This is a genomic window from Sediminicola luteus, assembly GCF_002514735.1.
In the GTDB taxonomy this organism is placed as follows: domain Bacteria; phylum Bacteroidota; class Bacteroidia; order Flavobacteriales; family Flavobacteriaceae; genus HQA918.
In genome coordinates this window covers 201296-217186 of the sequence record NZ_NBWU01000005.1, presented here as the reverse complement: position 1 = coordinate 217186, position 15891 = coordinate 201296, and the positions used below count along the sequence as shown (strand labels likewise).

At 44.8% G+C, this 15891-nt stretch carries 13 protein-coding genes; 9 read left to right on the top strand and 4 right to left on the bottom strand.

The window, feature by feature from the left end:
* Positions 1 to 81: 81 nt before the first annotated feature.
* The 4 genes from B7P33_RS16170 to B7P33_RS16155 all read right to left on the bottom strand — a co-directional run bounded on the left by B7P33_RS16170 (position 82) and on the right by B7P33_RS16155 (position 6744).
* Positions 82 to 2331 carry a sodium-translocating pyrophosphatase gene (locus B7P33_RS16170; protein WP_097443263.1) on the bottom strand — a complete coding sequence of 750 codons (2250 nt, stop codon included), beginning with the start codon at positions 2329 to 2331 and terminating at the stop codon, positions 82 to 84.
* Between the two features lie 117 nt (positions 2332 to 2448).
* Positions 2449 to 2976, bottom strand: a complete 528-nt coding sequence (locus B7P33_RS16165; protein ID WP_097443262.1) for an inorganic diphosphatase — start codon at positions 2974 to 2976, stop codon at positions 2449 to 2451.
* A gap of 118 nt (positions 2977 to 3094) precedes the next feature.
* On the bottom strand, positions 3095 to 5602 hold the full coding sequence (locus tag B7P33_RS16160) for a DUF5686 and carboxypeptidase-like regulatory domain-containing protein (protein ID WP_097443261.1): 2508 nt from the start codon (positions 5600 to 5602) through the stop codon (positions 3095 to 3097).
* A gap of 164 nt (positions 5603 to 5766) precedes the next feature.
* Positions 5767 to 6744: a pyruvate dehydrogenase complex E1 component subunit beta gene (locus B7P33_RS16155; RefSeq protein WP_097443552.1), complete on the bottom strand. Its 978-nt coding sequence runs from the start codon at positions 6742 to 6744 to the stop codon at positions 5767 to 5769.
* Positions 6745 to 6936: 192 nt separating this feature from the next.
* On the opposite strand from B7P33_RS16155, the gene B7P33_RS16150 reads away from it, so the two are divergent.
* The 9 genes from B7P33_RS16150 to B7P33_RS16110 all read left to right on the top strand — a co-directional run bounded on the left by B7P33_RS16150 (position 6937) and on the right by B7P33_RS16110 (position 15885).
* Positions 6937 to 7683: an electron transfer flavoprotein subunit beta/FixA family protein gene (locus B7P33_RS16150; RefSeq protein WP_097443260.1), complete on the top strand. Its 747-nt coding sequence runs from the start codon at positions 6937 to 6939 to the stop codon at positions 7681 to 7683.
* 16 nt (positions 7684 to 7699) lie between these two features.
* Positions 7700 to 8668, top strand: a complete 969-nt coding sequence (locus B7P33_RS16145) for an electron transfer flavoprotein subunit alpha/FixB family protein (RefSeq protein ID WP_097443259.1) — start codon at positions 7700 to 7702, stop codon at positions 8666 to 8668.
* A gap of 90 nt (positions 8669 to 8758) precedes the next feature.
* Positions 8759 to 9394, top strand: a complete 636-nt coding sequence (locus B7P33_RS16140; RefSeq protein ID WP_097443258.1) for a bifunctional nuclease family protein — start codon at positions 8759 to 8761, stop codon at positions 9392 to 9394.
* A gap of 6 nt (positions 9395 to 9400) precedes the next feature.
* A complete protein-coding gene (locus tag B7P33_RS16135) occupies positions 9401 to 10813 on the top strand; it encodes a NupC/NupG family nucleoside CNT transporter (protein WP_097443257.1) in 1413 nt (470 codons plus the stop codon).
* A 194-nt stretch (positions 10814 to 11007) separates the two neighbouring features.
* Entirely contained in the window at positions 11008 to 11862 is an 855-nt protein-coding gene (locus B7P33_RS16130) for a thymidylate synthase (protein WP_097443256.1), read from the top strand.
* Between the two features lie 86 nt (positions 11863 to 11948).
* Positions 11949 to 12785, top strand: a complete 837-nt coding sequence (locus tag B7P33_RS16125) for an energy transducer TonB (protein ID WP_097443255.1) — start codon at positions 11949 to 11951, stop codon at positions 12783 to 12785.
* 221 nt (positions 12786 to 13006) lie between these two features.
* Entirely contained in the window at positions 13007 to 13678 is a 672-nt protein-coding gene (locus tag B7P33_RS16120; protein ID WP_172435975.1) for an energy transducer TonB, read from the top strand.
* A gap of 76 nt (positions 13679 to 13754) precedes the next feature.
* On the top strand, positions 13755 to 14915 hold the full coding sequence (gene egtB / locus B7P33_RS16115; RefSeq protein ID WP_097443253.1) for an ergothioneine biosynthesis protein EgtB: 1161 nt from the start codon (positions 13755 to 13757) through the stop codon (positions 14913 to 14915).
* Between the two features lie 16 nt (positions 14916 to 14931).
* Positions 14932 to 15885: an L-histidine N(alpha)-methyltransferase gene (locus B7P33_RS16110; protein WP_097443252.1), complete on the top strand. Its 954-nt coding sequence runs from the start codon at positions 14932 to 14934 to the stop codon at positions 15883 to 15885.
* Positions 15886 to 15891 lie beyond the last annotated feature (6 nt).

Below are 15891 nucleotides of genomic sequence, written 5' to 3'. Positions count from 1 at the left end.
TTGGGCTAGGAATTAGAGAGCCAGCATCGACCAAAAAAAAGCCCCACGTTTCCGCAGGGCTTTTCAACTATTCGTATGCGATTAGCGTACTTCGTTATACGCAATCACATCTTCTTCTTTTTCTTCGGTTTCCTCAACGGTAACCGTTTTGGCTTCATCGGTTTTATCTTCGGTATGCTTGGCCATGGCATCGCCTGAAACAGCGATACTCGGCGCGATTACCAAAGCAACCACAGACATCAACTTCAACAAAATGTTCAAAGAAGGTCCTGAGGTATCTTTAAATGGATCCCCTACGGTATCACCTACAACGGCAGATTTATGGGCATCGGTACCTTTTCTACCTTGTTCCTCGATCATTTTCTTGGCATTGTCCCAAGCTCCACCGGCATTAGACTGGAAAATAGCCATCAATACCCCAGCAGTGGTTACACCGGCCAAAAGACCACCCAACATCTCGGCTCCGCCTAAGAAACCGATAGCCACAGGAACGATAATGGCCAAAAGTCCTGGCATTACCATTTCCTTAATGGAAGCCGTGGTAGAAATAGCCACACATTTATCGTATTCGGCAACACCATCGGCCTTATCGAAAGTAGCTCTTTGTTCTGGTGTAGCCTTAGACATATCGGAATCAACGGCACGCATCACCTCCAAAGCATCTTTAAGGGCAGGAATATCGCGAAACTGACGACGTACCTCCTCGATCATAGCCATTGCGGCCCTACCCACGGCATTCATAGAAAGGGCAGAGAATACGAAAGGAAGCATTCCACCTACCAACAATCCGGCCATAATATCGGGGCGGGAAACATCGATAGCGGTTACACCGGCAGTCTTCATAAAGGCAGCGAACAAAGCCAAAGCCGTTAAAGCGGCAGAAGCGATGGCAAAACCTTTACCAATAGCAGCTGTAGTATTACCTACGGCATCCAATTTATCGGTACGCTCACGAACTTCAGATGGCAATTCGGCCATTTCGGCAATACCACCCGCGTTATCGGAGATAGGTCCGTAGGCATCTACGGCCAATTGTATACCCGTATTGGCCAACATACCCACGGCAGCAATGGCAATACCGTAAAGTCCGGCAAAATGGTGGGAAACCAAAATAGCGGCAGCGATTAAGATAATCGGAATGGCGGTAGACATCATACCTACACCCAAACCGGCGATAATATTGGTAGCAGCCCCGGTTTCGGACTGGCGTACGATTGAGTTTACAGGCTTGGTTCCGGTTCCGGTATAATACTCGGTTACCTTACCGACCAACAATCCGGCTACCAAACCAGCGATCGTGGCCCAGAAAACCCCCATAGACGTATATTCGATACCCCCATCGGTCCAAGAGGCAGGCAACATTTCCTGGATCAAGAAATAAGAAGCTACCAACATTAATCCGGCAGAACCAAATTCACCGATGTTCAAAGCCTTATGGGGCGATCCGCCGTCTTTCACCTTAACAAAGAAAGTTCCGATAATGGACATGATAATACCTACAGCAGCCAGAGTTAATGGTAAATACACCGCACCAAGTCCGTTAAACGATGCTTGGAACTCAGGTAAAGTAGCATATACCGCACCCAAAACCATGGTTCCGATTATAGAACCTACGTAAGACTCGAAAAGGTCGGCTCCCATTCCGGCTACATCACCTACGTTATCTCCTACGTTATCGGCAATAGTAGCTGGGTTTAAGGGGTGATCCTCAGGAATACCTGCCTCAACCTTACCAACCAAGTCGGCACCCACATCGGCGGCCTTGGTATAGATACCCCCACCAACACGGGCAAAAAGGGCGATGGAAGAAGCTCCCAAAGAGAATCCGGAAAGCACGTTAAGCACTTCGGTAATACCCCAGCCTTGGGCACTATAGATCATGAAAAGTCCGCTAAGACCCAACACACCCAGACCAACAACACCAAGCCCCATAACGGCACCACCGCTAAAGGCAACCTCTAGGGCCTTACCCAAAGAGGTACGGGCGGCATTGGTAGTACGTACGTTAGCTTTGGTTGCCACCTTCATACCGATAAAACCAGCCAAGGCAGAACAAATGGCCCCGATAATAAAGGAAACGGCCACCATACCATTAGAACCTTCCTCACTGTTCCCTTTAAAATACAGGAGTACGGCAACGGCGGCAACGAAAATGGCCAATATTTTGTACTCGGCTTTTAAGAAAGACATAGCCCCATCGGCAATGTTTTTGGCTATGCGCGACATTTTCTCGTCACCCTCTTCTTGTTTTGCGACCCATGCATTTTTCACGGCCACGAAAACCAATGCCAGCACACCAAAAGCCGGTAAATAATTTACGATTAAATCCATATTGATTAGTTATTTTTAGAATTAGAAGGTTGCTAATGTAGTAAAATAGAGCTTAATATAAAAAAGCCATATATCGTGCGATATATGGCTTTTTTCTGTATGTTTATAGGCTAGTACTTAATCCAAACTTGTCTGCTTGGCATAAGTCTGCGTATCTTTATAACGTTGGATACATTTGGCCACGATTTCCTTGGCTTCGTTAACGTCTCCCCAACCACCGACATCTACTTTTTTCTCTTCGAGATCTTTATACACTTTAAAGAAGTGCTCTATCTCTTTGATCAAGTGGGGGTTCAACTCCTTAAGCTTATGGATTTTGTTCCAGATCGGGTCTGAAACAGGCACGCAGATCACTTTTTCATCCGGACCTTTTTCATCGGTCATATGGAACACCCCGATCGGGCGGACTTCCATGACACAACCTGGGAAAGTAGGCTCGGTAACCAAAACCAGAACATCCAAGGGGTCACCATCTAAGGCCAAAGACTCTGGCATAAAGCCATAATCGGCCGGATACATCATAGAAGAGAAGATCATACGGTCGTAACGGATCTTCTTTAATTTGAAATCGTACTCATATTTATTCCTACTCCCTTTTGGGATTTCGATCAATACGTCGAATGAAGCGATTTCTTCTGCGCTCATAGCTTGTGTTTTTTAAGGCTGCAAAAATACGTAAGTCATGTTACCCTACCATTAAATGGGCAACAAAAAAGGTTAAAATGACCATAAAAACGGCCTGTTTTGTCAAAAATTGTCTCGATTAGAATTTAAAGCCTATCGCACCGCGAATGGCAAAGGGTCGGGCGTTAGGGTTATCGAGGTAATTGCCCCTAAAGTTAAAATCGACCCGAAGTACTTTGAATATATTCGATACCCCCACCGAATATTCGTAATAGGGTTTATCGGTAGGCGCCTCTAACGGAATATTGGTAGGCGAACTCAAGGCAATATTCTCATCGGAAAGACTGCCCCAAACCGCTCTTACCCCAACGATCTCGCGCCAGTTTAGTTTACGCATCCAAGGAATACGGGAAAACAAACGACCATTGAAATTATGTTCCAAATGCACCGAGGCATAGGTATCGGTTACGAACTCATAAAAATCGAGGTTCGGAAAGGTATTAAAGATGGTAAAGAAGGTTTGGTTACCGGGTACCACACTCAACAAACTTAAAGGCACCTCGCCAAAGGTCTTCCCTACTTCTACCGAGGTCTTCAATCTACCGAAACCACCAATGGTAAAAGGCTGGGCATAGGCCAATTGTAATTTTTCGTAATCGAAGTCGCTGCCCCATGTACCTTTGATCCCTTTGGTATAATTCAAAAAGAAAAGACTGTAGTTATTGTCTACGGTTTTGGGTTCTACGCCATAGCCCACCACACGACGCCCAGGAGTATACAACAAATGGGTCTGTATATCGAATTGCTTGGTGGTAGATGATATTCCCGTTGGGGATTCTGGATCTATATAATCGAGGCTAAACACATCGGGCAAGGCCGATTTCATATCGCGATGGGCGGCGCCCACCTGTACTCGAACGTTTTTAAAGGGTTCCATTTGCACATTCAGGGCAGACATTTTAATATTGGTCAAACGGTTATTGGCCCCAACTGTCAATATGCCGGATGAGGCCACACTACGCCCCAATACATCGTTGGAAGCCGTAAGACTGCCCCCCAACTGGTCTATGGCCCTTCGGGTACCCCCAGAGAGAATGATACGGTTTTTCTTATCGACCATTACCTTACCGGCAATACCGAACTTCACCTTTTTATCTTTAAAACCATAGGCCATAAAACCTTGTAAGCGCCAAGGATCGTTCTGCCCAAAATAGGTACGCGCCCCAAGGCGCAACCGCCAACCCTCGGCCTCATTATTCCCGATTACCGAATAAACACTACCCAAATCTAGGTTCCATTTATCGATCTCTACATAGCCCGAGGCCAAAATACTCACCAAATTATAATAGCTCTTGAACTTGGGCACCGTACGAAGGGTATCGAGCATTTGATACACCCCTTTCTCGTTCTCATTTAACGACTCTAAACGGTTCTTTTCCCAAAAAGCATCATCTCTTTGGGCCAATCCCGGACTAAAAGGGTCGGGTTCGGTCTTGTAGAATTTATCGGGTTTAGGCTTATCGAATGAGTAATTGTCATAGACCGTGGTACGCTTGCCATAGACCCCTTTTGCCTTTTCCTTTTTCTTGAAGGCAAAATCGTTTAGCATATAATCGCGCTTCAGCAAAAAAACCGAATCGTTCACCAATTCGAATTCCTGTTCCAGGTACATATCCTTTACCCAGTTGATATTGGCCGAACGGGTCACTTGCATATTGATCCGCTTCAGGGCAAAAGTGGTATCGTTTACCCAAAAATCGCCTTTAAAGGTCAGCTCGTTCTTCCGCCTAGGATAATAGATAATGTTATAACACCATTTATCTTCTATATAGGCACTATCGGCCAGCACATAGTTGTACACATCGACCCCGGTCTTTGAAATAGGACTAGTAAAACTCTTATCGAAAAGCTTGAGGTAATTGTCGTATACATTATAATCCGAGTACAGATCCTCTATAAAACGGTAAATGGACTGGTTACCCTCAAAGCCCGAGTTTCGGGTACCCAGCACTTCTTCTTTTTCCAATTTACGACCATTGTCGCCATAGACTTTGGAAAAGGTCTCGTTAATGAATATAGGCAGATAGGTTTTACCCGTGATACGGGAAGTATCCATATTATCGAAAACGAATTCCATACCCTTGAACACCCTGCTTTTCATCATGGCGCTATCAATGGTATTGAGGTCGAATTCGATTTTCTCGTATTTATCGTGCTCGTAATATTTGTATTTGTACAGGCCGTTTTTTTGCTTGTTGGCCCAAATTTTTTTCAGGATATCGATGGCCGGGTTATTCTTTTTGGACTGCTTGCCCACATAGATAACGACCTCATCGAGTTTTTCACTACCCTCCATCAATACCACTTCCATATTGTAATTTACTTTGGAAGCTAGGGGCACCTCGGTGGTTTCGAAACCAATGAACGACACCAACAAAGTATCGTAACGTTTTTCACTTTCCATATAAAAGCGACCGTTATCATTGGTAATGGTACCTTGGGTAGAGTTTTTGAACAAAACATTGGCGAACGCCACGGGATCACCGAATTCATCTTTTACGATTCCGGACACCTTGGTCTGGCCAAAGCCGAGGACCGAACAAAGAAACAGTAATCCGATTAGCAAGTATGGTGTTGGTCTCTCCATAAAACAAATAAGAACCACCTTTTGAACCTTTCAAAAAGCGGCCTTCATCATTCCTCTTTAAGTTATAATCGTAAAGATGCTATCAAATAGTATTCCTTTTTAAAAAAAACTTCGCCGATCTTGTGATCGGCGAAGCAAATTATGCTGTTATATAAGGATAGCCCTTATTTGTACATTACTTTTTTAACGGCTTTTACCACGTCGTTTTCGTTAGGCAACCATTCGGCCAATAGCACAGGCGAATACGGAGCCGGGGTATCGGCGGTATTCAAACGTACGATAGGGGCATCTAAATAATCGAAAGCTTCGTCTTGCACCCTATAGGTAATCTCGGTAGCCACGTTTCCAAAAGGCCAAGCCTCTTCCAAAATCACCAAACGATTGGTCTTTTTAACCGATTCCAAAATGGTTTTGAAATCCAAGGGACGTACCGTACGCAAATCGATGATTTCACATTCAATGCCCTCTTTGGCCAAGGTGTCAGCAGCTTTATAAGCTTCCTTGATAATCTTACCAAAAGAAACGATGGTTACATCGCTACCAGAACGTTTGATATCGGCAACCCCTAACGGAATGGTGTATTCCCCTTCGGGCACCTCACCTTTATCGCCATACATTTGTTCCGACTCCATAAAGATAACCGGATCGTCGTCGCGGATGGCCGCTTTTAACAAACCTTTGGCGTCTTTTGGGTTCGATGGTACTACTACTTTAAGTCCCGGACAGTTGGCATACCAACTTTCAAACGCCTGGGAGTGGGTAGCCGCCAACTGACCTGCAGAAGCGGTCGGGCCACGAAACACGATAGGACAATTGAACTGCCCGCCCGACATTTGCCTGATCTTGGCCGCGTTGTTAATGATCTGATCGATACCCACCAAGGAGAAGTTAAAGGTCATAAACTCGATAATCGGTCGGTTACCGTTCATGGCCGAGCCCACACCGATACCGGCAAAGCCCAACTCTGATATCGGGGTGTCCAATACCCTATCGGCACCAAACTCGTCCAACATACCTTTAGATGCCTTATAGGCACCATTATATTCGGCTACTTCCTCACCCATTAGGTAAATGGATTCGTCCCTGCGCATTTCTTCCGACATGGCCTCAGCAATGGCCTCCCTGAATTGTATAGTCTTCATGTATTCTTTATCTATTGTAGAATCTATCTGATTTTCCGTGAAAAGCAGGAACAAAAATAGAAAAATAATATGGCAACCTTTGGAAGGAAATGTCAAAAAAATAGATAAATTTATTATGCATGCATAGTATTTTTGAATTTAATTGGTTATCTTAGCCGCTGTTTTATCCCACATTCAAAATCTACGAAAACGATGAAGATATTAGTATGTATCAGTAATGTGCCGGACACTACCTCTAAGATCAATTTTACCGCCGACAACTCGGCTTTTGATACGACGGGTGTCCAGTTCGTGATCAACCCCAACGATGAATTCGGGCTTACCCGTGCCATGTGGTTCAAAGAAAAACAAGGTGCAACCGTGCACGTGGCCAATGTTGGCCCAGCCACTACCGAACCCGCGATCCGTAAGGCATTGGCCATTGGCGCCGATGAAGCCTTTCGGGTAGACGCCGAACCTACCGACGGTTTTTTCGTGGCCCAACAACTGGCCGAAGTCGTTAAGAACGGCGGATACGATTTGGTTATCGCCGGGCGTGAATCCATCGATTACAATGGCGGTATGGTACCCGGCATGCTGGCCACCTTATTGGATATGAATTTCGTAAATAACTGTATCGGTCTCGAGGTAGATGGCACTTCGGCCACGGCTTCACGTGAAATAGACGGTGGTAAGGAAACCTTATCGACTAGTTTACCCTTGGTTATCGGCGGACAAAAAGGTTTGGTTGAGGAAAGTGACCTTCGCATTCCGAATATGCGTGGTATAATGATGGCCCGTAAGAAGAAATTGGAAGTCTTGGCTCCAGCTGCTGCCACCAATGCTACCAAAGACACTTCCTTTGAAAAACCAGCTCCGAAAGGCGCTGTTAAAATGGTAGATGCCGACAATATGGCCGAATTGGTAAACCTATTGCATAACGAAGCCAAAGTTATCTAACCCAAACCCAGAACAAATGTCAGTTTTAGTATATACAGAATCAGAAAACGGGGCCCTACGCAAAAATGCGTTTGAAGTAGCCTCATACGGGTACGCCGTGGCCCAGCAAATGGGCAGCTCGGTTACCGCTATAAGCATCAATGCCAGTGATGCCGATACTTTGGGAACCTATGGGGTGGCCAAAGTATTGAATGCCTCAGGTGCCGGTCTAGAAAGTTTCAACGCGAAAAACTATGCCGATGTTATTGCCCAAGCCGTACAAAAAGAAGGCGCAAGCGTAATCGTCGTAAGTTCGAGCACTGATGCCAAATACCTAGCCCCAATATTGGCCGCAAAACTACAGGCAGGTTATGCCCCAAATGTAGTTGCCGCCCCAAGCAGTACGGCTCCTTTTACAGTAAAGCGCACCGCTTTCAGTAACAAAGGCTTTGCCAACACCGAAATTACCACCGACAATAAGGTAGTTGGGGTTTCGGGCAACGCTTTTGGCGCAATCGAAAACCCGACTACGGCGCAAGTAGAGGCGTTTAGCCCAGATATGTCCAGCGCAGATACCGCTACAAAAAGTGTCGAAGTAGATAAAGTTAGCGGTAAGGTTACCATTGCCGATGCCGACACCGTAGTCTCTGGAGGCCGTGGTCTTAAAGGACCAGAGAACTGGGGTATGGTAGAAGAATTGGCCGAGGTATTGGGTGCAGCGACCGCTTGCTCCAAGCCGGTATCCGATTTAGGCTGGAGACCCCATAGCGAACACGTTGGACAAACCGGGAAGCCCGTTGCCAGTAACTTGTATATCGCCATAGGTATCTCGGGCGCCATACAGCATTTGGCCGGGGTAAGCGCCTCAAAGGTCAAAGTAGTGATCAATACCGACCCGGAAGCCCCTTTCTTTAAGGCGGCAGATTACGGGGTGGTAGGTGATGCCTTCGAGGTTGTACCTAAGCTTATCGAAAAATTGAAGGAATTTAAGGCCCAAAACGGGTAATTTTCATAAATTGTGACCCGCTAAGGGTTGTTTGGTCTCATAGGACACCCGCCTACGTACCAAACAACCCTTTTTGTATTTTTACAGTATATGAGTCTAGTAAGGTTGAAAATTAAGGGCATCTCCTATAGCCAAACACAAAACGGAGCTTATGCCTTGATACTGAATGAAGTGGATGGTGACCGAAAGCTGCCGATCGTAATCGGTGCCTTTGAAGCACAATCCATTGCCATAGCATTGGAAAAAGAAATCAAGCCGCCAAGGCCCCTTACCCACGACTTATTTAAAACCTTTGCCGATCGTTTCGATATCGTGATCAAGCAAGTCATTATCCATAAACTGGTCGATGGGGTGTTCTACTCTAGTATCATTTGTGAACGCGATCAGGTCGAAGAGATTATCGACGCACGTACGTCGGATGCCATTAGTCTGGCCCTGCGGTTCCAAGCCCCGATTTTCACTTATAAGAACATTTTGGACAAGGCCGGAATCTATCTTAAATTCTCTGCCAAGGATGAAGAAGACGAAGATTCGGACGATGAGACCATTGAAGTAGACGAAATCTTACAGGAAGAAGAAACCGTACCACTGGCCAAGGGTGACGCCAATCCGTATCAAAGCATGAGCCTTACCGAACTCCAAAAAGAATTGGAAAAGGCCGTACAAAAGGAAGACTACGAAAAAGCTGCCCGTCTCCGCGACGAAATATCGAAACATACCAAATAATTTACCATGAATAGCAAGGTTACCCGTTTGCTAACTATCATAGTTTGCCTTTTCATTCCTTTAGCGGCTTCTGCCATAATAAATGTTCAAGAAACGGATGGCTTTGTTCCCAGTTCCTTTTCCATAAGTAGCCTTTATCGTGGGGTAATCGGTATGCTTACCTTAATAGCAATCGCCTATGCTTTTAGCGCCAACAGAAAAGGGATCAACTGGAAAACAGTAGGTATTGGTTTGGGTATTCAACTCTTACTAGCGGTTGGCATTCTAAAAGTACCCGCAGTACAATGGATCTTTGAATCGTTGGGCCGTGTTTTTGTTAGCATCTTAGACTACACCATGGCTGGCAGTCAATTTTTATTGGGCAATCTATTGAATGTGGAAAACCCAAACATTGGTTACGTATTCGCCTTTCAGATCCTTCCTACCATAATATTCTTTTCAGCCCTTACTTCCGTGCTATTTTATTTAGGTGTTATTCAAAAAGTGGTTAAGGCCATGGCTTGGCTACTTACTAAATCCCTAGGTATTTCGGGTCCGGAAAGCCTTTCGGTAGCCGGAAATATATTTTTAGGCCAAACTGAAGCACCCTTACTAATAAAGGCCTATCTAGAAAAAATGAACCGTTCGGAGATCATGTTGGTTATGATCGGAGGGATGGCAACCGTTGCAGGCGGTGTATTGGCAGCATATATCGGATTCCTTGGCGGAACGGACGAAGCCCTTCGCCTAGAATTTGCGCGTCATTTGTTGGCCGCTTCTGTGATGGCGGCGCCAGGTGCCATTGTAATTTCCAAGATATTGTACCCGCAGACTGAAGCCATTGATACGGAAGTTACCGTTTCAAATGAAAAAATCGGCACAAACATATTGGACGCCATAAGTAATGGGACCACCGAAGGTTTAAAGCTTGCCGTAAATGTAGGCGCCATGTTATTGGTTTTCGTGGCTTTTATTGCCATGATCAATGGTTTTTTTGGGTTACTTGGCGGTATTGGCGGCTTCAACGAATGGATGGCCGCAAACACACCTTATGATTCCTTCTCACTAGAAGCTGTCCTAGGTACGGTTTTTGCCCCTCTAATGTGGTTAATAGGCGTAAACACGGAAGACGTTATGCTTATGGGCCAATTACTTGGAATTAAATTGGCCTCTAGCGAATTTGTTGGCTATACGCAACTCGCCACTTTAAAAGATGTAAGTAACGCTACACATTTCACCTACAATAAGTCTATTATCATGGCCACCTATATGTTATGCGGTTTTGCCAATTTTGCCTCGATCGGTATTCAGATCGGTGGTATTGGCTCTTTGGCCCCAGGACAACGAAAGACCTTATCGGAATTTGGCCTTAAAGCCGTATTAGGAGGTTCTTTAGCCTCTTTACTTTCGGCTACCATTGCCGGTATGATTTTGGGATAACCTCTTTTCCCCTAATTATCGCGATTCCCTAGGCCATATCGCCCATCGTTGATAAGTTTGGTAAAACTGTAGGTCGCTTCCGACGAAACAACAAAGGCCAGCAGCTTATATTTACATGCTATTAGTTTTGTTTAACTTAAAGACGGTTTCCCCTACCGAAAATTATCGGTAAGGCGGAAAATGGAAGAAGGCTTATGCAACAATACCACGACTTACTACAACATGTATTGACCGAAGGGGCTGCCAAAGGCGATCGTACCGGTACTGGCACCCTAAGTGTTTTTGGCTACCAAATGCGTTTCGACCTATCGGAAGGATTTCCTATGGTCACCACCAAAAAACTACATTTAAAGAGTATCATCCACGAGCTCTTATGGTTTTTAAAAGGTGATACCAATATTGCCTATCTACAGGAGAACGGGGTACGTATCTGGAACGAATGGGCCGATGAAAAAGGCGACTTGGGTCCGGTTTACGGCCACCAATGGCGTAACTGGAACTCCGAAGAGATCGACCAGATCAAAGAAGTGATCCACACCCTGAAGACCAACCCGAACAGCAGACGCATGCTGGTCTCTGCCTGGAACCCCAGTGTACTGCCCGACACCTCGGTTTCCTTTGGCGAAAACGTTGCCAACGGTAAGGCCGCCCTACCCCCTTGCCATGCCTTTTTTCAGTTTTATGTAAGCCCCCCAACCCCCGACGGGGGAGCAAATGCAAAACCAAAGCTATCCCTACAACTTTATCAGCGCAGTGCCGATATTTTCCTTGGCGTACCCTTTAATATTGCAAGCTACGCCCTTTTCACTATGATGATGGCCCAAGCCTGCGGTTATGAGCCCGGTGAATTCATTCACACTTTTGGCGATGCCCATATCTACAACAACCATATGGAGCAGATCAAATTACAATTGAGCCGGGAGCCACGCCCCCTACCTAAAATGAAATTGAACCCGGAAATAACCGATATTTTCGATTTTACCTTTGACGATTTCATCCTGGAAGGCTACGACCCACATCCACACATCAAAGGCGTGGTGGCCGTATAACTAACAGAGTCAATAAAAACAAGTCGTCCCTTTTTGTTTTATTCAGGACTAGACAGTAATTTTAGGTCAGCCAAAACCAAACCAACATGCGACCTGTAATACTTTTAGCCCTTTTAATCTGCTGTTTAAAAACGCTTGCCCAAACCCAGACCAACACCTCCCTACAACTACAAGGGTATCCCTGCGCGAAAGAGCGTGGCGATAAAACCTGTTTGGAAAATAGCCTGCAACAATATTTGGCTAAAAACATAGTCTACCCGGCAGATGCCAGTACCGAAAAACTAACGGGTAATGTTTATGTATACTTCGAAATAGACTCACTTGGAGAGGTGTCTAACACAAAATTGAGAAGTACCCACCCTGTATTTGAGCCGGAGGCCAAAAGATTGTTGGCCGAGCTTCCTTCTTTTAAAAGTTTATCGGACACAGTATTTGAAAAACCCATCAAGGTTACCTATCCCATAAAATTTCTACAAAAACATTATATGCGCCATCAATTGGCACTAAAATTCCCGGATAAAAACATCTTGGAAACCCCATTTATCAGTGAAGTGAAAAACCCTCCCGTTTTTATTGGTTGCGAAGGTTCTACCAACATTGCCAAGTGTCTTAAAACGAGCCTGAGCCGTGAAATGAGTCGTAGTTTACCGGTAACGAAGCAAGTTCATAGCAAGACCAAACTCGAAACTAGTTATGACGCCATTTTTTATTACGACGTCGAATCAGGTTCCCTACATGCCTATGCCGAAACCGGTAAAAAATCTGCAGATAAAGCCATAATCAGCTATATTGAAAAACGGTTCGCAAAACTTATTTCAAAAGACCCTAGTAAAGCGAGTGTCATCGTTTTTCAGCATACCACACGCAACAGCATTAACATCCGTACTATTCAACACAATACCATAATTTCCGATAAATATTAAGACCCGAATAGCACCCAACGTCTAATTGTTTTAGTTAATGCGTAACCGTAGAAACCCACCCCCCTTTAATGATGACTAAAAAACCATGGCTTCTCCTATTTATTTCATTTAGTCTGAGTACAACGTTAGCTCAAGATATCCATTCAATTTACTATCCCCAAGAACAAATTGTTCATCCGGATTGTAAAAACACTAAAGACAACGCACGTTGTCTAAACAAGTTGATCGGTGAACGGGTCATTGCCTTTGTGGCTTCAAATAAAGAATTTGTCATTTCGAAAAACGACACCTTATCCCTTAGCATCAACCTAAAAGCAGACAAGAAAGGTAAGAGTATGTTTTATGAATCAATGGAATCTTACCTAAATGAAGAATTAACCCCTTCAGGCATCATAGCCTTAAAAAAAGAACTTAGGGATTTCATTGGCTTGGATATCAAGAACCTGAAAGACCCTAAATGGGATTCTAAACATTATTTCACCTATGCCTTCAATATAAGTGAAAATATGGCCCCAATTGAATTGGAACCTACTGAATATAGACCTTATTCTGGTGGCATTATTGAAGAAATCCCACTTTTTCCAGGCTGCAAACCCAAACTTAATTCCCAGAAACGCATAATGTGTTTCAATAAGAAAATGAAAGAACATATTTCTGAGCATTTCAATTACCCGCAACAAGCCATGGAAATGGGGATTAGTGGTAAAGTAAGCATTATGTTCACCATTGGAGAAGACGGTATAATCCGGAACAAACGATACAAAGGCCCCCACCGATTATTAACCCAGGAAGCCGACCGTATCGTTGGCAAATTACCTAAAATGATTCCTGGAAAGATAAACGGGAAGCCCGTAAAAATCCCATTTGCGATACCCATAACCTTCCGACTATAAACCCCTTCTATAGGATATTCCGTTTCAACTGTAAGGTCTATCTCATTTTCCCTACCTTTTAAGAAACCCTTTTTAGGTGGATACACTTGCACTAGCCTCGTTTTACCAACAGACCCGACAACAGACTGCCAAAATCTGCTTTCCACTAGAGACTGAAGATTATGTAGTACAACCTGAGACTTTCGTATCGCCACCCAAATGGCATTTGGGGCATACGACCTGGTTTTTCGAGACCTTTGTTTTGCTTCCTTTTCTTGACAAATACACTCCCTTCGACCCTGATTTCGCTTTTGTTTTCAACAGTTATTACGAAACCGCCGGAAAACGGGTAATGCGTGCCGACCGAGGTAATCTGAGTCGGCCTACTGTAGACCGAATCTATAGCTATCGTCATAATGTTGACAAGCATATGGACCGCCTTTTTGCCACAGACTTACCCCAACAGGTGTTGGACACCATAGAAATCGGCACTCATCACGAAAAACAACACCAAGAATTGTTGTGTACCGACATCAAATATATTTTAGGACATAACCCACTTCTGCCGTCCTTGGTCATGGATTATGAGGAGTTTCCGGTAGCCAAACCCACCACATGGGTGCAAATCCATGAAGGTCTGTACACTATAGGTCATCAAACACAGGGGTTTTGTTACGATAACGAATTGGGGGTCCACCAGGTATTTTTACCCGCGTTTGAAATCCGTTCGGAACTGGTTACCCAAGGCGAGTATTTGGAATTTATCGAAGCCGGAGGGTATAAACATTTTGGCTATTGGCATGCCGAGGCCTGGGACTGGGTGCAAAACCAAGGTATAGAAGCTCCCTTATATTGGCATAAAATCGATGGGCAATGGCAACACTATACTTATTCCGGTTTACAGCCAATCGACCCAAAAGCCTTGCTTACTCATATTTCGTATTACGAAGCCTATGCCTTTGCCCAATGGGCCGGTTATCGATTACCTACGGAATTCGAATGGGAGGCCGCAAATGAACATGTAGCGTGGGGCCAACGCTGGGAATGGACCGAAAGCGCCTACCTCCCCTACCCGGGTTACCAAAAGGCCGATGGCGCCCTTGGGGAATACAATGGCAAATTTATGGTAAACCAAAAGGTATTGCGTGGGGCTTCGGTTGCAACACCTGCGCAGCATAGTCGTCATACATATCGTAATTTTTTCCAGCCGGATCTGCGTTGGCAATATACCGGTATACGTTTGGCCCGACACCTATAAAACCATATCATCAATCATGACTTTTACCAACGATTTTGAACGGGATACCCATAAAGGGTTGACCGATTACCCCAAGCATTTATCGTCCAAGTACTTTTACGACAGTACGGGCGATGCGCTCTTTCAACAGATTATGGGCCTGCCGGAATACTACCTGACCCGAACGGAAACCGCTATTTTAAACAGCCACAAAGCACAGCTATGCGATCAATTTACGGCCCTTGGCACTCCTTTTCAACTCTGCGAACTAGGCGCAGGCGACGGTAGTAAAACCAAGATTTTGCTACAGGAACTTCTCGAATCTGGAGCCCAATTCTCTTATACCCCTATTGACATCAGTAGTTCGGCCCTTACAGGTTTGGGACAGTCGTTACAAAGGCAGTTCCCGCAACTGCATTACACCCCATTGAACGACACTTACTTTACTAGTTTGGCCAAGCTAAAAACAATGGGAAGCCGTAAGGTCATTCTCTTTATGGGCTCCAATATTGGCAACTTGTTGCACCCACAAGCCTTGGATTTCCTTAAAAAACTACGGGAATCCATGAATACCGAAGATTTGCTGTGCATTGGGTTCGACCTAAAAAAACATCCACAACGGATCTTGGATGCCTACAATGACCCCCAAGGGGTTACGGAAGCTTTCAATAAAAATATACTGAGCCGCATCAACTCAGAAATGGGCGGTAATTTTGATTTGGATGCCTTTTTGCATTGGGAGGTGTATGACCCGGAGACTGGCACAGCCAAGAGTTTTCTTGTCTCCAAAAGACAACAACAAGTAAGCATACCTAAAATCGGTCTTGATGTAAGCTTTGAACCCTGGGAGACCATACATACCGAAATTTCGCAGAAATACGACCATAACACCATCTCTTGGCTTTGTTCTGAATCTGGTTTGGAAATCGTGGAAGTATTTACCGATGGCAACGACCAATATGGCAACTACATTTTAAAACCTAACGTCTAAAAAGTA